Below are 21,282 nucleotides of genomic sequence, written 5' to 3'. Positions count from 1 at the left end.
ATAAAATTAATATAATATCTGATCGTTTTTATAAAAAACTAAGTTTTATCCTCCTCTAAAGGCTAGTGTCGGTTTATTCTACACTAGAATAAACCGATAACTAATCATATACAAAAATAATAACAGAAACTTACACTTAAAATATCTTACCCAAAATTTTTAATATGTATTGTTATTCTATGATTAAATCCTCTTTTGCTTTTATCATAGATAATTTTCTACTTTCTTGACTTGCCAAGTTTAAAATCGCACTTCACGTTTTTATGCAAGGCTTACATAAAATAATTATATAAAAATAAAATAGTTAATTTATCATTCTAAATGATTATAAATGGTGCAAGGCAAGATTATCTGAAAGTGGATAGACCACACTAAATCATACAACTTTTTAAGAGGTAAGGAAAACTTATTACAACTAAAAAGGAGCTAGAACAATAATGAATAAGATTAAAGGAACAAGGCGAACATTCAATGATGATTTTAAACACCAAATGGTCAGTTTTTATTAAAACGGTAAATCAAGTAGTGAAATCGTTGCAAAATATAATTTGACTTCATCAGCATTGGATAACGCAAGTCAGCCAAAGTGGCTCATTTAAAATAAAAGATAATCACAGTCCGCAAGAACAATGGTTGATTGCTTTGCGCAAAGCGCTTAAGCAACACCGTGTGGAAACGATAAGCACTGATAATGGGATGAATCACTATTCTAAACGAAAACGACATCGTTATAGCGCAATAAAACTATATATTATCAAGTTATTATGCTTATTGTTAGTGTAAATTGAATAAACAAAAATCAGTAAGACTTTATGCAGTTAAAATAGTGATGCTGTTTAACCAAAGCTATCATTCTTATGGTACAAGGCGAATTCGTTTTGATTTGCAAAACGAGAATATTTAGGTATCACGTCGTTATATTACTTGGGAGATGAAATCCTTTATTACTCGTATCAAAATACACCGTTAAACATTATAAATTTCACGATACAGAAGTGAATGAAACATCCACAAAGAATTATTGGCAACAGTAATTTGACGTAGATGATAAAAAGCAAATTGTTGTCGCGGATTTAACTTATATTCGAGCTAACCAACGTTGGCATTATTTATTGTGTTTTAGTGAATTTATCCAATATGCAGATTGCCATCATGTTGGTAAACATAAAACGGCAGAGCTTGTCATGTTAGCATTAAGCCAAATTAAACAACCATTATCGAAATTGGATTTATTTCATTCAGATCGAGGTGAAAAGTTTGATAATTGGCTATTGGAGGATTGTTTTAAGGCATTTAATATCACGCATTCATTAAGCAAGAAAGAGGGTTTTTATGACAATAAGGTAGCCGAAGCGACATTGAAAACAATTAAAACGAAGTTTGTAAAAGGCCAACATTTCAATCCCATAACTGAGTTACAAAGTGCTTTTTCAGTTTATTCTATTGGTATAATAATAGACGATGACATTCTTCATTAGGCTACTTGCCTACCGTTGAATTTAAGAAGCACTTACTCCTTAATTTTTTTGTTTGAAAATGTATTGCCATTTCAACTGCAAATGAAAACAGTAAACGCTTCCATACATGGTTATTATTTTACTAAACTGGTTCTTGCACATAGACAAGAAACCATTAATATAGCAAATAGAGCGATACTATTAACGCATAGTTTAATCGTTTCAGATTCATTGAATATTTCTGGCAAATAAGATCAAATCCCAAAAAACTTGCACTTCACTGATGTTTATAAAAGTAATGTTTATCAAATGCGAAGATTTATATGAATAAAAAATCACTATTTTTAATCATATTATTAATAACTAACTAACTTTGCCTACGGTAGTGAAGCAGTTTGGGATCTGACTTTTGATAAAAAATATAGTTTACCCAATATAATAATAAACCTTGAAGGTGAAAAAATTGCATTGACATTGGATACTGGCACTAAAGAAGCTTTACATCTGCCAATAGAGCTAATTGATAAAATCCCAAATAAATCTGAAAATTCACAAAAAATAAGAAGTATTGATTTATCTGGTAACATGACAGAGAGTAGAACATTTATTATCAATGAGTTAGAGTTGAATTCTTTTATTTTTAAACGTGTGGAAGTTGTAGAATATAAAAATTGAAGACTGAGTTTTTCTAGTAGTAATGATAATAACGAGAATAATAATATAGAAAACCCAGTTATTGGGTTGGGTTTATTTGATAGTTATGTTTTAACTATTAATTATCCTGAAAGTAAAATAATAATATCGGATGAAACAGATATTGCTACGGATCTTGATAAAAAATGGATTGCAATTCCCTTTCATATTAATGGTGAGGGCTTAGTTATAGATATGTCGGATGGTATAAAGAGTTATAAAATGGTTTTAGATACTGGAGCCACTATGTCAGTCATAAAAGAACAATCACTTTCAGCAAAAACGATTAAAAAGAACGACGATGAAAGTGATTATAAATTTGTATCACTTAAAGTCGATAATGTTGTTAATGATAATATCGACGCTGTTATATTGGATTCTCTTCCCACTGAATTTCAGTCTGATGGATTAATCGGGTTTGATTTCCTTAGTAAAAATATAGTGAAGATTGATTTCAAAAATAAGCAATTATGGATTCAAACTGTGACACAATAGGCCAATAATGGTACAACTCGTAATAAATGCTCCTTATGTGTTTGAACGCAACGTAAGGCTAGTTAGAAGGTAATGACTTCTACTCCACTTAAACTGGTGCTATCACATAACTTATTTTTGGACTAGTCTATAGAATTCAAAAAATTTTGAACTAATAAGTTATCGCTTTAAGTGGATTTCATCAGAATTTAGTAGACTGAAATATAACTTTTATTTCTGTTTTTCAATCAATTGTATCAGTGAATAGGGGATTATAGAAAAGATATTGGAGCGGGAAACGAGGTTCGAACTCGCGACCCCGACCTTGGCAAGGTCGTGCTCTACCAACTGAGCTATTCCCGCATAAGTAAAGGTTGGTGCCCGGGGCGAGACTTGAACTCGCACGGCCAAAAAGGCCGAGGGATTTTAAATCCCTTGTGTCTACCGATTTCACCACCCGGGCTCAAAACTGACTTACAAAAAGTAATTCGCTTTGAATGCAGTGCATTTTACCTATCTTATGATTTCAGTCAATAGAAATTTTAAATTAATTGTTTAATTGCTCAATGTTTAGCTAATTAATGATTAAAATAGGGGTGTCAGTTAATTGATAAGGCGATAAGTAATTTTGTTTATACGTTTTGATTGAACAAAATTACTTATATAAAAAAGTGTTTGCTCAGAAATATAGAGAGTTGGTTATTCTTCTTCTAATAAATCACTGTGCGCTATCCATAAATATTGTAACATTGATAATAGCGTTAAAACTGTCGCAATAAATAATGCAACGAGACCAGCATAAATGACCATATCACAAGGACGCCATAGTAACCAAGTTAACGCGGTCATTTGGGTAATTGTTTTTATTTTACCAATTGACGAAACGGCCACGCTTTTACGTTTACCAATTTCAGCCATCCATTCTCGCAGGGCTGATATGATAATTTCGCGTGAAACAATAATAATTGTTGGAATAGAGATCCACCATGCTTGATAATATTGTGTAATTAAAACTAAAGCAATTGTCACCATAATTTTATCAGCAACAGGATCTAAAAAAGCACCAAATTTAGTTGTTTGTCCTAAGCGACGGGCAAGATAGCCGTCTAAAACATCGGTTACGGCCGCAATTAAAAAAATCAATGCAGAAAAAAAACCAGCCCATTGATGAGGAAACCAATAAAATGCCATCACAAAAAAAGGAATTAAAATGACTCTAAATAGTGTTAAGGCTGTTGGAAAATTAATTTTCATGTGATAGAAGCTCTTTTTTATTTTATTAATCAATGCATTAGTAATTAGCGAAAAATAGTCTTTTATTGGTGATTATGTTGCCTGAAAAATGTTAATTTTTCAATGTGTTATTGCTTTAAATTTAGATAAATTTTTTCAGCTAATGATTTAGATATTCCTTGCACTTGCGCTATTTCATCAATGCTGGCATTTTTTAGTTCTCTTAACCCACCAAAGTGTTTAAGTAATGCTTGCCTCCTTTTGGCTCCAACTCCTTCAATATGTTCCAAAGCACTATCGGTAAGTTGTTTGATGCCTTTTTTTCGTTGGCCGACAATGGCATGATCGTGTGATGCATTTCTGATCTGTTGAATGAGTAATAGAGCAGGGGAATGATCATCCAGATAGCGTCCAGTGCCATGAGCCTCAAAGAAAAGGGTTTCTAATCCTTCTTTACGCTCAGCACCTTTTGCTACCCCAATTAAAATAGGATGATTTTTATTCCAATTAACATTCAATTGGTCAAATACTTGCAACGCTTGGTTAAGTTGTCCTTTACCGCCATCAATAAAAATGATGTCGGGGATTTTTTCGTCAGGAAGCTCTTTTTTGTTGTAACGGCGTGTTAATACTTGTTCCATTGCTGCATAATCATCACCTGGTGTGATACCTGTAATATTATAGCGTCGAAATTCGGCTTTAACAGGTCCTTTATCGTCAAAAACAACACAAGATGCAATGGTGTTTTTGCCCATAAAATGGCTAATATCAAAGCATTCCATGCGGTTAATTTTATCAATCCCTAAAAAAGCTTTTAATGCATCGTAACGTTGTTTTATGGTTGAGTTTGCTAATAGCTTATTTTTTACTTCAGTTTGAGCATTTACCGTTGCAATGTTGAGTAATTTTAGATTATCACCTTTAGGTTCATCAACCAATTTAACTTGGTGTTCAGCAATAAGTGACAGTGTCTCTTCTATAGGTTTTTTATCCGATAAAGAATAATTCAACAAAATTTTCTTAGGAATGTTGCGGTTTTGATTACCTTGTAAATAAAATTGCCCTATAAATGTTTCAATAACTTCTTCTAATTCCGTATTGGATGGTACTTTAGGGAAGTAAGATCGATGACCAAAGGTTTGCCCGTTGCGAATAAATAAAACATATATACATGCTAAACCTAATTCATAATGAAAGCCAATCACATCAAGATTATCATTATTGTTATAAATTGCTTGTTTTTCATTGATATGTTTTATTGCTTGTAGTTGATCGCGTAGTGTTGCCGCTTTTTCAAAATTAAGTTCATTGCTGGCTTTTTGCATATCTTCAGTGATTTTTTGTAAGATTTGTTCTGATTGCCCAGACAGAAATAACCTTACATAGTTAACTTGCTGTTGGTAATCTTCATCACTCACTAAACCAGGTACGCAAGGCCCTAAACAACGCTTAATTTGATATTGTAGACAAGGACGGGTGCGATTGCGATATGTCGAATTCAGGCATTGTCTTATTGGGAATGTTTTTTGTAACAAGGCTAATATTTGTTTAACAGCATAGCCACTGGGATAAGGACCAAAGAACTCATCTTTTTTCCGATTTACAGCTCCTCGGTAAAGCGATAGTTGAGGATGTTGTTCTTTACTTAATTTTATAAATGGGTAGCTTTTATCGTCTTTTAAAAGCACATTGTATCGTGGCTGATACTTTTTTATATAAGTTTGTTCAAGTAGTAAAGCTTCGGTTTCGGTATTAGTAATTGTGAATTCAACATGGCGGATATGACTAACTAGCATATCTGTCTTTAAGGTTTTTTTGCTATTGTTAAAATAGCTTTTTAGACGGTTATTAAGATCTTTTGCCTTTCCCACATAAATAATCGTCTGTTTATCATTAAACATTTGATAAATACCCGGTTTATGTGGGACAGTTTTTAAAAAAGATGCTGAATCAAATGAGTTCATATTAGTTTTCAAATGTGAGGGCTTTTTTCTCTATTATCCTCATAATGGTGCTAAGCAAACCATTTATCAAGAGGTAAACTAGCCCAGCAGCAATAAAAATAGTGAAATCGTAGTAATCCGCATTCAAATCATTACTATAACCCATCACATCCATCACAGGAATCATTGCGGCTAATGCAGTACCTTTTACGACAAACACGACTTCATTTGAATAAGTGGAAAGTGCACGTTTTAAAGCATAAGGAAAAACAACTTTTAACGTTTGTATTTTATCCATACCAAGTGCTTTACAAGCTTGCCATTGTCCTTTAGGTAAGGCTTTTAACGAGCCATAAAAAATTTGCGTTGTATAGGCAGCGCTGTTAAGTGTTAATGCCAAATAGGCACAAAACCAAGGTGATGAGATGGTATTATAAAGTAATGGTAATTTGATTAAAATATCTTTAAACTGTGATGGTCCATAATAAATAAGTAATAGCTGTACAAGTAAAGGTGTACCGGTAAATATAATAATATATGTGCGTATTACTTTATTTAGTATAAAGTGATTTAGTGATAATAAACATGATAAGCAAGTAGCAATAACTCCTGCAGATAAAATACCTAAAATGCTTAAACTTAATGTTTCAGGAAGACCTTGGCAGATTATTTTTAGGTAATGAATAAAATTATCAAACATAATGCGACCTTACTAATTTTTCGCTGAGGTAGGTTGTTCAAAATAGGTTGAGCGTTTTTCAATGCGCGATATAATTTTTTGACTAAAAATTGAGATAATTAGATAAATAATCATAGCCACGATATACCATAAAAAAGGTTGATTGGTTCGTGCAACAATGGTTTTGGTTTGCATCATTAAATCATTAATGGCAATTGCTGAAACTAATGCCGTATCTTTTAATAATATTAACCATTGATTACTTAGGCCCGGTAAAGCATGGCGCCACATTTGTGGCATAATAATGCGAAAGAATGTGCGAGATTTGCTTAGTCCTAAAACTTGCGCGGCCTGCCGTTGTCCATTAGAAATTGCTTTAAATGCACCACGTAAAGTTTGAGAGGCATAAACAGCATAGAGAAGAGAAAGTGCGGCAACACCACATAAAAAAGGGCTAACATTAAAATCTTCAATGTTTAGCTGTATTGTTAAAGATGTAAAATACAGATCAATGGTGAAGCCATCATTTAATAATATCAATAATAAAGGTAAACCGTTATAAATGGCTATCACAATTAATAATTCGGGTAATGCTCGAATAGTTAAGTTAAATAAAGACATGGTCCATGCAATGGGTTTGAATGGAACGGATTCTAATATTGAGAAAATAAAAGCAAATATAATCCCAACAATTAATGATACAAAGGCTAATGATAATGTGGTAGAAGTAGCTTCAATAAGCGGCAAAATATAACCATCCATTGAAGACAAAACCCATTTCATTTTATTTGCAAAAAAATCAAACATAAAAAAACCAAGATTAAATTAAAAAATAAATTCGCCGCAAGTGAATGCGGCGAGGTCATTATTATAAAATATATATTTAAATATAAAGTTTATTTGTTAAACCATTTTTTATAGATAGCATCTAGTTCACCGTTAGCTTTCAGTTTATCTATTGCTTGATCAAATTGGTTAAGTAGCTTTTCGTTACCTTTACGTATCGCAATTCCTAGCCCTTCACCAAAAAAGTCGTGGTCAATAATTTTATCACTTAAAGGAACGATGTCTGCATCTTTACCTAACCATTCACCAGCAACAATTGAACTTGAAACGATTGCATCAATTCGCTTAGCTTTTAAATCTAAAATAGCGTACTGATAGCTGTCATAACTTACCTGTTTGACATCTGGGTACTTTTCATTTAGGTATTTTGGATAAGTTGTGCCTTTTTGGATCCCAACACGTTTACCCTTTAATTGTTCAAGATCCGTTAGTGTATCTTTTAATGTAATAAACTGAATTGAGCTATCATCATAATAAATTTTTGTAAAATCAACTTGTTTTTGTCGTTCTGGCGTAATGTCAATACCCGCTATAGCAGCATCAATTCGACGTGTTTTTAAGCTAGGAATTAGGCCATCAAATGATTGATTAACCACTTTACAAGATGCTTTTATTTCATCACAAATTTTATTTATGACATCAATATCGAAGCCAATAATTTCATTTTTTTCATTAGTAAATTCAAAAGGCGCATAAGTTGCTTCAGTGCCGATGGTTAAAGTGTCTACAGCTTGAGCTAAAAATGTTGTTCCTGCAAGACAAATGGCTAGTAACGTTTTTTTCATATATCCACCCAATTTTATTTTAATTAATGTGATAAATAAGCTTTAAATTGCTCGGTTTTAGGATGTGCAAAGCATTCAAGTTGTCCTTGCTCAATAATTTTGCCATGCTCCATATAAATGACTTGTGAGGCTACTTTGCGCGCAAAATCGACTTCATGAGTCACAATAATTTGTGTAATACCTGTTTGCGAAAGCTCATTAATAATTTCAGCAATTTGTGATGTGATCGCTGGATCTAATGCGGCTGTTGGTTCATCAAATAATAATATTTGTGGCTCCATCATTAATGCCCTTGCAATAGCCACTCTTTGTTGTTGACCTCCTGAAAGATGAAGGGGATAACGCTGAGCCATATTATCAATTTGTAACCGCGCTAAAATTGCCATTGCTTTATCGCTAGCTTCTTTTTTTGATAACTTTAAAACTTGGCAGGGCGCTTCAATCAAATTTTCTAGCACCGTTAAATGTGGCCATAAATTGTAATTTTGAAAAACCATGCCGACATTTTTGCGAAGGTGTCGAATTGTGGATTCGCTGATTTTTTCTGAAAAATCAAAATGCGAGTTGGCAATAGTCATTTTACCTGATGTCGGTATTTCAAGTAAATTGAATACTTTTAATAAAGAGCTTTTACCCGCACCACTTTGACCAAGTAATACAATTGTTTCGCCAAGTGGATAACTAAGAGAAACATCATTTAAGGCCTGATGTGCACCATAAAAACAGTTAATATGGTTTAATTCAATATTCATTATATATTTTTCTTGACTGTATAATTGATTAAATATTACTTTTTTTTGCATAAAAATGCAATCTAATTTATTGGACAATCTTTTCTTTGCTGTGTTTTTATACCAAAATAGACGTATTACCTGAATTTTCTTTACAAAAATTTAGGCCAAATAAAACTAATGACTATTAGTAATGATAGGAATTACTGGGCCAAGATATTTGGGTTCTTTATTAAGAATATAGAGATCAATAAAGGCACTGACGCGCGCAAACATTTCACGAATGCGCACTAGTTTCATGCTTGCTGGTGCTGGCACAGCAAAGCATTGTGCTTGAATGTTATGTGCAAGCGCAATAAAAATAGCCCGTTCACAGTGAAACTCTTGCGTAATAATAGTAAAGTCATTGGCATCAAATACTTTATTGGCTCGAACTACCGAATCAAATGTTCTAAAGCCGGCATAATCTAAAACAATCGAATCGCTAGGAATACCTGCTTTTATTAAATCTTTCTTCATGGTGATGGGTTCGTTGTAACTCAAAAGCGCGTTATCGCCACTTAATAATAGATAATCAACTTTATTTTGCCAGTATAGATCGATGGCTCCATCAATACGATTCCGATAAAAGCCATTTATTCCGCCACCACGAACATATTTTGCTGTACCAAGTACCACACCGATCGGACGGTATGGCAGTTTGTTTTCATCATGGTAAATATAAGGTGCCGTTTTGTAGCTGATCCAATAGTCTAACCCCAATATTGCAGACATTGTAATCAAGCACAATCCAGTAAAATAAGCAATAAGCTTTTTTAAGTTCATGCTATAACCAGTCAAAAATAATTACCATTATTGGAAATAAAAAAGGCGCTGTCAATGATGTCATAATACCGCATAATACTAAAGATAACGAACTGTAGGCGCCTTCGTTGTAATCTACTTCAATACAACGAGCAGTACCAACAGCATGCGATACAGCACCAATAGATAATCCTCTAGCTGAGGCCGATTTTATTTTAAATAAATTTAATATTTGATGTCCAAATATGCCACCTAATGTGCCAACAAGTATTACACATAATGCTGCAATAGACGGAATTCCTCCCTGATTGCTGGCAATAGTCACTGCAATTGCCGTTGTAACTGATTTTGGTAAAACCGATGCGGCTATTTCATCATTACCACCTAACCAAAATGTAATACAAACGCCTGTTATCATTGAAGCAATTGATGCGGTAAAGGTAATAAGCATTATCGATTTCCAACGCGCTTTGATTTGTGGAATCAATTCATATAAAGGGTAGGCTAAAGCAACCACGGAGTAAGGTAATAAGTCATTAATAATTTGTATGTTACTAACATATTCCACATAACTTGTGTTGGTTATTAGTAAAATTGGAATTAATACAATGACTGAAATCACTAAAGGGTTGAATAGCGGATTTTTTAGTTTCAATGCAACCCGACGAACAATGAGAAAAACGCCAAGCGTTAAAGGTAACATCCATATCATGGTTGATTTTCCTTTTTTTCGGGTTCAACAATTGAGCTCTTAGTTGGTAAGCGATGGCAATGTTCAGTTAAAAATGCAGTTAGTAGCAGTACAATAAATGATCCTCCTACACTACTAAATATTATAGGTATCCAGTTTTGCAATAAGAGTGAATAATTATCCATTATTCCCATAGCTGCGGGAATAAAAAGTAATGTCATGTACCGCATGAAAAGGTTACAACTATTTTTAATCCAACAAGTAGGAATAAGTTGAAAAGCAAGTAAGAAAAATAGAATCAACAAACCGATAATACTACCTGGGATCATTATCGGTAATATTTTAGAAATGATGTTTCCTGCCCATAAGCAAATAGTCAGTATAATCAACCCTCGGCTATAACTGAACAGTGTATAGTACAAAGAATAAAGTCGATGTCTTATTGTGGCGTGCTTCGCTAAAAAATGTTTCATAACGTGAATGCTATTAATCTTAATTTTTAATTATGACTATATGCCTGTAGTTAGCGTTGACATAAATTGAATAAAGCATATCATACGCCCGTCAAATCTAATTATCCAACTAAATAATGACAATATTGATAAAGTTGTTTTAGTATTAAAAGCTTTTCCGGCTGTTCTATATAAGTTTCCGCAAGCTGTTCTAAGGTTAGTAAATAATCTTGAATTTTTTGGATATTAAATTTATCGCGGCAATAATCCTTCCAAATAATCTGTTCATGCTCTGTTAGTATTTGTGGGTAATTACGTGCTTTATATCTAAAAAATAGCGTTGCTAAGCGAGGATCATCAAATGTGAATGATAAACTGTCTAATAAATGTGGCGGTGTTGTTCGAATAGTTTCACAGCGTAATTTGTCTTGGCTATTTAAAAAACCACTATATATTTGGCCATCAACATCAGAACTAATCGAAAAATGATTATCTATTGCAAATAATTCTCTCATTTTATCTTGCAATATTGTTTGATTTTGCAATAACCGTTGTTGATTGATTAAACATTGTTCTATATCAATATCAAACCTTGTTGCGTTTTTGGGTAATAGTGTTTTTAACGGAGCAACAATAGGGCATTTGTTTATATGAATTAACTTTAAAGGAATTCGTGATTCATTAAGTTCAAGATCTTCTGTTTTTGTATAAAGTTTTTCTTTAATTTTTTCTGCTGGTAAATCAATAACTGAGTTAATATCTCCAGTTAAATCACAAACAATAACGGCATTATTTTGTAACGGGTGCCAAGCAATAGGGCAAACTAATGCTAGATTGCCTCGATGGCTACCTAGCATGCCCGATATATGAACAATAGGATTCATATTAATTACATCAATAAGCTCAGCAACTTTATTTTTGTTGCGCAATGTAAAAAAGTAATTGAAAAGTTTAGGTTGCTTTGTTTTTATTAATTTTGCCATGGCAATTGTTGCATACACATCAGACATTGCATCATGTGCATGCTCATGTTCAATATGATTCGCTTTTGTTAAATGCTCCAAACGAAAGCTAGGTAATCCCGCATCATTAATCGGCCAGTTGATACCTTCAGGTCTTAGTGCATAACACGCTCGAACAACATCAAGAAGATCCCATCTTGAATTACCATTTTGCCAACTATAAGAATAGGGATCGTAAAAATTGCGATATAAAATATTACGCGTTACTTCATCGTCAAAACGAATATTGTTATAGCCTAAAATACAGGTATTGGGGTGGCAAAAAGCGTGATGAATTAGTCGGGTAAATTCTGCTTCACAAATACCTTCTTGATTGGCTTTTTGAGGTGTAATTCCAGTGATGAGTACAGCTTCTGGACTAGGTAGATAATCTTGTGTTTGACGGCAATATATCACTAGTGGGTCTTCAATAATATTAAAATCCGCATCAGTACGAACCCCAGCAAATTGAGCAGGGCGGTCTAATGCTGGATGAATTCCAAATGTTTCATAATCATGAAAGTAAAAAGTTGGCTGTTCTAAGTTGTTTTTCATGGTGCTCTTTTGCTCATAATCTTTCTTTTATTTCTTTAAATTCAATCGCATATAATAAATTTTGTTCATTTTTGTTTTTAGATATTTAAATGTTTTTTTGTTTGTTCACTTGCAAATGTGTACAGATTGAGTACATAATTACATTTTTATATGTGTACAGAATGTAGAAGATAAAAATGGCGTTAAGTGATACAAAATTAAAATCAATATTAAATAAACCTTACACTGGGTTGCCCGAGTTAACAGACGGCGATGGTTTAGGTGTAAGAATATCACAAAAAGGGACAATTGCATTTCAATTTTGCTACTGATAGAACTGAAAAGCACAAAGGATGACGATAGGGCGTTCGCTTAAAGATGCTCGGTTTTTAGTTGGTGAACTAAGAGATTTATATAACAAAGGAATAGAGCCGAAAAAGCATAATCAAGTAAACAATACAGACATGACTTTGAATGCTTGCCTTGATTATTATAGGAGAAATATGTATAAACACTGAGAGATAAAACTACCACACTGTATCAAACCGTTGTATGCAAAAATCTTTATGATCAATTTCCTGATATACCTATTAATGAAATATCTGAGCGTGACTTGGTCACTTTTTTTGAAAAAGCAAAAACAAATTAATCTTAAAAGAGCTAGAACAATAATGAATAAGATTAAAGGAACAAGGCGAACATTCAATGATGATTTTAAACACCAAATGGTCAGTTTTTATTAAAACGGTAAATCAAGTAGTGAAATCGTTGCAAAATATAATTTGACTTCATCAGCATTGGATAACGCAAGTCAGCCAAAGTGGCTCATTTAAAATAAAAGATAATCACAGTCCGCAAGAACAATGGTTGATTGCTTTGCGCAAAGCGCTTAAACAACGCCGTGTGGAAAACGGTAAGCTCTGATAATGGGATGAATCACTATTCTAAACGCAAAACGACATCGTTATAGCGCAATAAAACTATATATTATCAAGTTATTATGCTTATTGTTAGTGTAAATTGAATAAACAAAAATCAGTAAGACTTTATGCAGTTAAAATAGTGATGCTGTTTAACCAAAGCTATCATTCTTATGGTACAAGGCGAATTCGTTTTGATTTGCAAAACGAGAATATTTAGGTATCACGTCGTTATATTGCTTGGGCGCGATGAAATCCTTTATTACTTGTATCAAAATACACCGTTAAACATTATAAATCTTACGATACAGAAGTGGATGAAAAATCCACAAAGAATTATTGGCAACAGTAATTTGACGTAGATGATAAAAAGCAAATTGTTGTCGCGGATTTAACTTATATTCGAGCTAACCAATGTTGGCATTATTTATTGTGTTTTAGTGAATTTATCCAATATGCAGATTGTCATCATGTTGGTAAACATAAAACGGCAGAGCTTGTCATGTTAGCATTAAGCCAAATTAAACAACTGTAACTATCCCCTAAAATAGTACAGCAAAAAAGTAGAAAATTCTCTATGATAAAAGAAAAGGGGATTTAATGATGAAAAAAATGACTGAACATCAAATCGTAGCTATTTTAAAAGAAACTGAAGCGGGTATTCCCGTTAAAGAGCTGTGCCGTAAATATGGCATGGGTAATTCAACTTTTTATAAATGGCGGGAAAAATATGGCGGTATGGAAACTTCAGACATCAAACGTCTAAAAGAACTCGAAGCGGAAAACCGCAAGCTTAAGCAGATGTTTGCCGAACTGAGCTTAAAATCCCAGCTTCAGGAAGAAATCATAAAAAAGCTTTAGTGCCCACAAAGGCACGTAAAACGTGGGCACAGCAACTACAACAAAATCATTCAGTTACTATTGTTATGAGTTGTGCTATTGTTGGCTTAAGCCGTTGTGCTTACTACTATCAATCTAAGTTACAGGATGATTCGTGATTATTTCGGTGTTGAATGCTATCACAGACTGGCATTTACGATGGGGCTTTCCTAAATGTTTTAATCGTATCAGAAAGCTCAGCTATCAATGGAATCATAAACGTGTTTATCGAGTGTATTGTGAGTTAAAACTGAATCTTAAAACAAAACGAAAACAACGAATGCCACCTCGGGCGTCAGAAAAGTTATTGGCTCCCAATAAAAAAAGTGAATGTTGGTCAATGGATTTTATGAGTGACAGTAGTCGTAATCAACGTCGCTTTAGAACATTCAATGTCATCGATGACTTTAATCGTGAGGCGTTAGGTATTGATATTGCAGTAAACTTACCAGCAGGAAGGATTACCCGTTACTTAGATAAACTGGCCGAATATCATGGGTATCCATTAAAAATGCGGGTCGATAATGGGCCAGAATTTACAGGGAAAACCTTTACCAACTGGGCTAAATTACATGGTATAACCATTGATTATATCCAGCCCGGTAGCCCTTATCAAAATGGCTATATTGAACGATTTAATCGTACCTATCGTACTGAAGTGCTCGATTTATATCTATTTAATAATCTAGAACAAGCAAGAAAGGTAACCGAAGAATGGCTAACCATTTATAACACCGAAAGACCGCATGAGGCATTAAATAACATGACACCGATTGAGTATAAAACACTAAAACAAGCAGCATGATTTTCTACGTGAGTTGTGTACTAAGTTTGGGGTATTTACAAATTGGCTGCATTATTACAATAATGAACGAACTCATTAGGGAAAAATGAGCTATGGTCGAATACCAATGGAAACATTGCTTGATGGAAAACGGATCTGGGAAGAAAAAAATCTGAACCAGATTTAACCTGACAGACACCCAATAAAAACTGGTAACTGTCAGATTAGGTTTGAGCTACTACACTTTACCTATTAACGGTTGGCTATTTTGTAATAATTTTAATGCTTTTTCAAAATTAAATTCTTGGAACATGTGCCATTTCCCTTTTTATACCTAGTTTACCTAAATGACACAAAATATTGAACAATCTCGATTTGCAGCATTCAGTTATTGAAAAATCTGAATAGAATTTATTAAAAGAGGGACTATAGCCCTCTCTTTTTATTTCCAACTGATAATACTTATTATATTTCCATTCAAATCAACGGTGGCTGTTACCGTATTAACAATAACGCCACCAAAAGCATTTTTCCCCCTAAATGAAGTGACGATAATTAGGTTATCACTTCCATTATCGATATATTTAGTTTCAACATGTTTGAATGAGTCAGGGTCATTCATTTTTGATTTTATATATTTTTCAAGTTCTCTGTGAGAACCATCCCAAGAGCTAAATTGGGAATGAATCAATTTTTTCCGTTGTAATTCTTTTTGTAATTTAGCCTTTTGGGTTTTATATTCTGCGTTTTCAGGGGCAAGTGTTGACAGCTCGTTATATAATTCAATCTTTTTTTCTAATTCAGCTTTAGGAACTTCTTTAAGTTTATTTAATAAATAATCAATTTTTTGTTGATTTTTAAGTTTTATTAATTCTGATCTAGCTTGTTCGCCTAATTCTAAGACCGTTTGATCTTTAGCTGAGTAATATTTATCGGCTAAAGATGCCGCTTCATCATATTTTTTCTCTGTTATCAATTGGTTGATTTGTGAAACAATTTCCTGTTTATTTAAGTTAAATTCTGAAATAAGGTTTTTTTCTTGCCCCTCTCTTTCTTTGCTTCTATCTACACCACTAATAATAAACCAAACAACAATTAATAATGTGGTTATTATCGCTTTTTTCTTACCGCTTACCTCTTTTTGTGTGTTTTTATAAATGATTTGGTAAGTTATCGGTAATAGTGCTATACCTATTAATAGCGCTACTATTCCCATCAATGGGGTTTGAGTGAAATTTACAATTCCTGATAAAATAAAAAGCACGCCAAAAAGCCAAGCTAAAACAAGTCGTAATGTTTTCATAAAAAGTCCTAGTTATTAATAATTAATAATTTTATATAATTTGTAACAATTTTGTAAAGAAAAACTCATCAATATATAGTTAAAGAACTGTGCCGTAAATAGGGCATGGGTAATTCAATTTTTTATCAATGGCGGGAAAAATATGGCAGGATGGAAAATTCAGTCATCAAACATTTAAAGGAGCTTGAGACTGAAAACTGTAACTTAAACACATGGTTGCTGATCCAAGCTTAAAATCACAGCTTTAGGAAGAAATCATAAAAAAGCTTTAGTGTCCACAAAGACACGTAACAGGTGGGCACAGCAACTACAACAGAATCATTCAACCATCATGTAGTAGCTCAAACCTAATTTGACAGTTACCAGTTTTTATTGGGTGTCTGTCAGGTTAAATCTGGTTCAGATTTTTTTCTTCCCAGATCCGTTTTCCATCAAGCAATGTTTCCATTGGTATTCGACCATAGCTCATTTTTCCCTAATGAGTTCGTTCATTATTGTAATAATACAGCCAATTGTCCACATCTGTTTGGAGTGTTTCTAAATCTGAATAGCGCTTTTTACGAAATGTCACCATATAAAACTCATGTAAAATAGTTTTATGAAAACGTTCGCAGATCCCATTCGTTTGTGGCGACATAGCTTTTGTCTTAGTATGGTCAATATCATTAATCGCCAGATAAAGTTGATAATCATGCTTTTCAATAGTGCCACAAAACTCCGTTCCTCTATCGGTTTATATTCGAAGCATTGGCAAATGATGAGCATTATAAAATGGTAAGACCTTGTCATTGAGTAAATCGGCTGCTGTAATTGGCGTTTTGGTCACATACAATTTACAATGCGCAACCTTAGAAATAAGTATCAACAAAAGTCTGTTTATAAATCCGACCGACACCCTTTAAATTACCAACATAAAACGTATCTTGAGATCCAAGATAATCTGGATGAGCGGTTTCTATTGCACCACAAGCTTCATCATCGTGCTTTTTCTTTTCTAATGCAGCTATTTGGCTATCATTGAGTTCAATACCTTCTGAGTCGCTTTTTCTTCTAAAGCATGTAAGCGTTTTTTGAAATTCTCAAGATTATATCTTAACCAAACAGAACGCGCGCCACTTCCTGAAATAAAAACACCTTGCTTACGAAGCTCATTGCTTGTTCTATGCTGACCATGAGCAGGATAGTCAATAGCATAACGAATAACGGCTTGTTCCGTTGGGTCATCAACGCGATTTTTGAGATTTGGTGTCCATCTACTCTTTGATATTAAAGAGTCTAAACCACCTTCTTCAATGAGTTCTTTATAACGATAAAACGTATCTTCTTGATACTCCCGTCACTTTACAAGCTCTAGACACGTTTTGAAGTTCTTCAGCTAAATTTAATAAGCCTACTTTATGTTTTATGATTTGATTGTTAGTATGAAGCATGAGCGTTACCTCTTGTTGTTTTGATTTTAGATTTGACACCTAATATCAAAACTGGTAACGTTCTCTTTTTCAATCCCTTTGTCCGATTAAGTCGGAACTAATACAAATTAAATTTCCGGCGCGCTTTCAATAATACTCGCTAGCTTTTCAAGTGTCACTCTTAGAAAATTTGGCATAGACTCCAATTCAATTGAGTCCATTAAATTTTTAACGTAAAGACCCAGCTCAGTATCACCTTCAACAATTAAACGTCGCTGAAAGAATAGGGTATCAGGATCTTGACGTCTGGTTGCTATCATAATCAAATCATTAGCATTACCAATAAAACTTACATCAGCAATCTCTTCTCTGCTTACGACAAGTTTATTGTCAATAAGGCTTACAAACCAAATAAGGCCAAGATCGGTAACTTGAATTTTAAGCCATCTATTTTCTAAAAAGTCGAGATCCCCATCTTCAAGAGAATGTTCAAATTGTAATTGTAATAATTGCTCTATGGCCTGCTTTTTTATATGAAAAGGAATGTGTCGTAAAGTAAGCCCCAAAATATGGGGCGCTTTATTAACAAACTGTGAATGAATCTTGCTTAAAATTTCGCTTCTTGATCCAATCATTTAGGCATCTCCAGAAATCATTTTTTCATAGATATCTAAATCAGTATTTAAATGTTCATAAACTTCTTCACTAACTTCATTACGAACTTTCATTTGTAGTAAAGCTGTACGTTCTGCACCAATTGCTACTAGACGCATACGCCTTTCTAGATTTTCTGCCTCAAGTGCTTTTTGTTCTAAGTCTTTCAGACCTGTTCGCCGTCTTAACGAACCAATAACACGAGAGCCAATTTCATGAATAATCTCTTGATCTAAACCTGTTTCTGATGTTTCTTGTAATAAATTGTTTTGCATTTTTTCAAGACTAGTAATGGCTTCTTCGGCCATATGTCCTTTAACTGTTAAAATTTCATTGTGTTGTTCAGAATTATCTAAAATGACACTACCTCGTAATAAGATAGGTAATATTATAACTGCTGTAATTAATGAAATTAAAATGATACCTGCTGCAATAAAAACAAGTTGATAACGGCCACTAATACTTATTGGTATGGATAATACACCCGCTAGGGTAATAGCACCTCGAACGCCTGCAAATGTCGAAATTAAAAGATCTCTTGTTGAATATGCTCTAAATGCAAGTGGACGTTTGGTTCCAAAAGGCATGGCAGGCATATGCTTCATTGCCCATAACCAAGCAAATCGAGTTCCCATTAACACTGCAAAGACAAATAAAACAATTAAACATAATTGCCACACTTCAATTGATTTATCTATTTGGTTTTCTGCAAAAGTATTATTTAAAATACTTGGTAGTTGAATGCCTAATAAAACAAATACAAATCCATTAAACACAAAAGTTAACATTGACCATGTGCTATCTGATTGTAAGCGTGCAGTTAACGGTGCATTTCGCATCATACCTGAATGGTTTACTGTCATACCTGCACTTACAGCAGCTAAAATACCTGAGCAGTGGAATTCTTCTGCAATGATATAAGCGGCAAATGGAAGTAAGAATAGTAATACAATTTGAATAGCTGGATCATTGTGAGTCAGCTGATTTATTTTACGTAAAATACGTGCATATAACCAAGTAAATAAGACACCAATAGCTAAACCACCAATGGCAACGATAAAGAAGGTCATGCTAATTTGTAATAAGTCAAATTGTAATGTGCCAACTGCAATTGCTATAGCAAAATTTAAAGAAACTAAGCCGGAAGCATCATTCATTAATGCTTCGCCCTCAATGATTTCCATTTTTTCTTTTTCTATTCGACCTTTACCCACAATTCCACTTAATGCTACAGCATCGGTTGGCGATAACACAGCAGCTAAGGCTAAACATGCAGCTAACTGAACATTTGGTAGTATCCAATAAAGAATGTAACCCAATGCAATAATCGAAATAACAACTAAAACTAAAGCTAATCCGATGATTTCTCTACCATTGTAGATAAAATCTTTCACTGACGTTTTGCGCCCGTCAGCAAAAAGCAAAGGGGGAATAAATAAAACGAGAAATAATTTTGGATCAAATTCTACATAAACATTAAATGCTGCCAATATACAACCTAGTAATATTTGCATTAAAGGTAATGGAATTTGAATTGGCAACATTTTAACAACGACACCAGAAAGTGATACAATTAGTACCAAGAGTAAAATTATTGAAAAAAGTTCCATAGTTTTCCTTCTATTTATCCTATAATCCTGTTGATTATATTGATTATACAGGATCTTTAGTTAAATTTCAGGTGAAAATTTCGCAGAATCATCTAAATTTTGGTCAGATACAAATTTTAATTAGAAAATAATCGAATTAATTAACAGGTATTTTTGATGGAAAGTTGGCAAAGGGCATTTATATTACACACTCGTTCTTATACTGAAAGTAGCCTATTAGTTGATTTGTTTGTTGAAAATGTTGGAAAAATAACGGTTTTAGCTAAGGGAGCAAAAAGAAAACGTTCATCATTAAAAGGGATGTTGCAACCTTTTACTCCACTAATTGTACAATATTCAGGTCAAGGTGACATAAAAACATTGCGTCAAGTTGAAGCAATGTCTCTCTCTTTGCCATTAGCATCTGTTTATTTATATAGTGCTTTTTACTTAAATGAACTATTACACCGAGTCTTAGTCGCCGAAACTGAAATGCCAACACTTTTTGATGACTACTTAAAAAGCTTGCAACAATTAGCACAACAGGTTTCTGCTGAAAATGTGCTACGAGCTTTTGAATTATCCTTATTAGATAATTTAGGCTATTGTGTTGATTTTTTTCACTGCTGTGCCACTGGCGATAGTATTGTCGAATCGATGAATTATCAATATCAAAGTGAAAAAGGGTTTATTAGTAGCTTATTAAAAAACAGCACCAGTTTTACAGGTGAACAAGTTTTGGCACTAGGAAAACGCCAATTTAATAGTGATGATACACTGAAAGCCGCAAAACGTTTTACTCGAATGGCATTAAAACCTTATGTAGGTTCAAAACCTTTTAAAAGCAGAGAACTATTTTTGAAGCTCTAATTTTTACCAATTACAATTTATACATAATACTAACAGAAAGATTTATTAGAAAAGTGATGAATTAATTTATCAAGTTGATTGGCAAACTTTTCTCTATCTTTAATTGAAAAAGGAGAAGGGCCTTTAGATTGTACGCCACTAGCTCGCATAGTTTCCATAAAATCGCGTATAGTTAGCCGCTCTTTTATCGTATCGAGTGTATATTGTTCTCCTCGTGGTGTGAGTACTAAAGCGCCTTTATTTAATGCATCTGATGCAAGTGGAATGTCAGATGTGATAACTAAATCATTTTTTTTAACTAACTCAATAATTTTATTATCTGCGGCATCAAATCCTTTTCCAACTTGTAAACTTTGAATATAAGGTGAGAGGGGAATCGTTAATCGTTGATTAGCTATTAATATTGTATTAATGGCTTTTCGATTTGCTACTCGATATAAAATCTCTTTAATTGGGTTAGGGCATGCATCAGCATCAATCCAAATGTTCATAGTTACTCTATTCAATATTCAATTAAAACTTCCAATATTTAGTGATTATATCGTCTATTA

The 21,282-nt window shown here is 33.4% G+C and carries 19 protein-coding genes, 2 tRNA genes and 3 pseudogenes; 7 read left to right on the top strand and 17 right to left on the bottom strand.

Annotated features, from left to right (window positions below; genetic code table 11):
* Positions 1–1,112 precede the first annotated feature (1,112 nt).
* From A9G28_RS11825 to A9G28_RS11815, 3 genes are all read left to right on the top strand, one after another.
* The gene (locus tag A9G28_RS11825) at positions 1,113–1,478 is read left to right on the top strand and encodes a hypothetical protein (protein WP_065580786.1); all 366 of its coding nucleotides are present in this window, start codon (positions 1,113–1,115) and stop codon (positions 1,476–1,478) included.
* Positions 1,479–1,925: 447 nt separating this feature from the next.
* Entirely contained in the window at positions 1,926–2,132 is a 207-nt protein-coding gene (locus tag A9G28_RS11820) for a hypothetical protein (protein ID WP_065580785.1), read from the top strand.
* A gap of 66 nt (positions 2,133–2,198) precedes the next feature.
* Positions 2,199–2,645 carry an aspartyl protease family protein gene (locus A9G28_RS11815; RefSeq protein ID WP_065580784.1) on the top strand — a complete coding sequence of 149 codons (447 nt, stop codon included), beginning with the start codon at positions 2,199–2,201 and terminating at the stop codon, positions 2,643–2,645.
* Positions 2,646–2,911: 266 nt separating this feature from the next.
* Here the strand turns inward: A9G28_RS11815 and A9G28_RS11810 are convergent.
* The 12 genes from A9G28_RS11810 to sbcB all read right to left on the bottom strand — a co-directional run bounded on the left by A9G28_RS11810 (position 2,912) and on the right by sbcB (position 12,344).
* A tRNA-Gly gene (locus A9G28_RS11810) sits at positions 2,912–2,987 on the bottom strand.
* A 12-nt stretch (positions 2,988–2,999) separates the two neighbouring features.
* A tRNA-Leu gene (locus tag A9G28_RS11805) sits at positions 3,000–3,087 on the bottom strand.
* A gap of 236 nt (positions 3,088–3,323) precedes the next feature.
* Positions 3,324–3,878, bottom strand: coding sequence for a CDP-diacylglycerol--glycerol-3-phosphate 3-phosphatidyltransferase (gene pgsA, locus A9G28_RS11800; protein WP_065567549.1), 555 nt, complete (start codon positions 3,876–3,878; stop codon positions 3,324–3,326).
* Between the two features lie 107 nt (positions 3,879–3,985).
* Positions 3,986–5,821, bottom strand: coding sequence for an excinuclease ABC subunit UvrC (uvrC, locus tag A9G28_RS11795; RefSeq protein WP_065580783.1), 1,836 nt, complete (start codon positions 5,819–5,821; stop codon positions 3,986–3,988).
* 1 nt (position 5,822) lies between these two features.
* Positions 5,823–6,500 carry an arginine ABC transporter permease ArtM gene (gene artM / locus A9G28_RS11790; RefSeq protein ID WP_065580782.1) on the bottom strand — a complete coding sequence of 226 codons (678 nt, stop codon included), beginning with the start codon at positions 6,498–6,500 and terminating at the stop codon, positions 5,823–5,825.
* A 12-nt stretch (positions 6,501–6,512) separates the two neighbouring features.
* Positions 6,513–7,241 carry an arginine ABC transporter permease ArtQ gene (gene artQ / locus A9G28_RS11785; protein ID WP_065580789.1) on the bottom strand — a complete coding sequence of 243 codons (729 nt, stop codon included), beginning with the start codon at positions 7,239–7,241 and terminating at the stop codon, positions 6,513–6,515.
* Positions 7,242–7,375: 134 nt separating this feature from the next.
* Complete coding sequence (locus tag A9G28_RS11780) at positions 7,376–8,110, bottom strand: transporter substrate-binding domain-containing protein (protein ID WP_065567552.1); 735 nt, start codon at positions 8,108–8,110, stop codon at positions 7,376–7,378.
* A gap of 23 nt (positions 8,111–8,133) precedes the next feature.
* Positions 8,134–8,862, bottom strand: coding sequence for an arginine ABC transporter ATP-binding protein ArtP (gene artP, locus A9G28_RS11775; protein WP_065567563.1), 729 nt, complete (start codon positions 8,860–8,862; stop codon positions 8,134–8,136).
* Between the two features lie 156 nt (positions 8,863–9,018).
* Positions 9,019–9,666 carry an ElyC/SanA/YdcF family protein gene (locus A9G28_RS11770; RefSeq protein WP_065567553.1) on the bottom strand — a complete coding sequence of 216 codons (648 nt, stop codon included), beginning with the start codon at positions 9,664–9,666 and terminating at the stop codon, positions 9,019–9,021.
* A gap of 1 nt (position 9,667) precedes the next feature.
* Entirely contained in the window at positions 9,668–10,357 is a 690-nt protein-coding gene (locus A9G28_RS11765) for a CidB/LrgB family autolysis modulator (protein ID WP_065567554.1), read from the bottom strand.
* The gene (locus A9G28_RS11760; RefSeq protein WP_081297814.1) at positions 10,354–10,809 is read right to left on the bottom strand and encodes a CidA/LrgA family protein; all 456 of its coding nucleotides are present in this window, start codon (positions 10,807–10,809) and stop codon (positions 10,354–10,356) included. The genes A9G28_RS11765 and A9G28_RS11760 overlap by 4 nt, the downstream gene beginning before the upstream one ends.
* A 101-nt stretch (positions 10,810–10,910) precedes the next feature.
* Positions 10,911–12,344 carry an exodeoxyribonuclease I gene (gene sbcB / locus A9G28_RS11755; protein WP_065580781.1) on the bottom strand — a complete coding sequence of 478 codons (1,434 nt, stop codon included), beginning with the start codon at positions 12,342–12,344 and terminating at the stop codon, positions 10,911–10,913.
* 176 nt (positions 12,345–12,520) lie between these two features.
* On the opposite strand from sbcB, the gene A9G28_RS13445 reads away from it, so the two are divergent.
* The 3 genes and pseudogenes from A9G28_RS13445 to A9G28_RS13440 all read left to right on the top strand — a co-directional run.
* Positions 12,521–12,655 (top strand): Arm DNA-binding domain-containing protein, encoded by a 135-nt coding sequence (locus tag A9G28_RS13445; RefSeq protein WP_141674750.1) that lies wholly within the window; start codon positions 12,521–12,523, stop codon positions 12,653–12,655.
* A 1,191-nt stretch (positions 12,656–13,846) separates the two neighbouring features.
* A pseudogene (locus tag A9G28_RS14265) lies at positions 13,847–14,927 on the top strand (IS3 family transposase).
* Positions 14,928–14,970: 43 nt separating this feature from the next.
* A pseudogene (locus A9G28_RS13440) lies at positions 14,971–15,093 on the top strand (IS481 family transposase); the annotation flags it as partial.
* A gap of 255 nt (positions 15,094–15,348) precedes the next feature.
* On the opposite strand, the gene A9G28_RS11740 reads toward A9G28_RS13440, so the two are convergent.
* From A9G28_RS11740 to A9G28_RS11730, 4 genes and pseudogenes are all read right to left on the bottom strand, one after another.
* Positions 15,349–16,170 (bottom strand): hypothetical protein, encoded by an 822-nt coding sequence (locus A9G28_RS11740; RefSeq protein ID WP_141673678.1) that lies wholly within the window; start codon positions 16,168–16,170, stop codon positions 15,349–15,351.
* Positions 16,171–16,597: 427 nt separating this feature from the next.
* Positions 16,598–17,639: pseudogene (locus A9G28_RS13200) on the bottom strand (IS481 family transposase).
* 107 nt (positions 17,640–17,746) lie between these two features.
* Positions 17,747–18,232, bottom strand: coding sequence for a ubiquinone anaerobic biosynthesis accessory factor UbiT (gene ubiT, locus A9G28_RS11735; RefSeq protein ID WP_065580787.1), 486 nt, complete (start codon positions 18,230–18,232; stop codon positions 17,747–17,749).
* Between the two features lie 21 nt (positions 18,233–18,253).
* Positions 18,254–19,882 (bottom strand): Na+/H+ antiporter, encoded by a 1,629-nt coding sequence (locus tag A9G28_RS11730; protein ID WP_065566611.1) that lies wholly within the window; start codon positions 19,880–19,882, stop codon positions 18,254–18,256.
* A 156-nt stretch (positions 19,883–20,038) separates the two neighbouring features.
* Between A9G28_RS11730 and recO the strand changes: the two genes are divergently transcribed.
* Positions 20,039–20,731 (top strand): DNA repair protein RecO, encoded by a 693-nt coding sequence (gene recO, locus A9G28_RS11725; RefSeq protein ID WP_065566612.1) that lies wholly within the window; start codon positions 20,039–20,041, stop codon positions 20,729–20,731.
* A gap of 29 nt (positions 20,732–20,760) precedes the next feature.
* Here the strand turns inward: recO and A9G28_RS11720 are convergent, their stop codons facing one another.
* Positions 20,761–21,222, bottom strand: coding sequence for a YaiI/YqxD family protein (locus A9G28_RS11720; RefSeq protein ID WP_065566613.1), 462 nt, complete (start codon positions 21,220–21,222; stop codon positions 20,761–20,763).
* Positions 21,223–21,282 lie beyond the last annotated feature (60 nt).

Origin of the sequence: Gilliamella sp. Fer1-1 (assembly GCF_001690825.1) — a bacterium.
GTDB lineage: Bacteria > Pseudomonadota > Gammaproteobacteria > Enterobacterales > Orbaceae > Gilliamella > Gilliamella apicola_C.
Note: the sequence above shows the minus strand (reverse complement) of the source record. Positions and strands in the feature narration are given on the sequence as shown.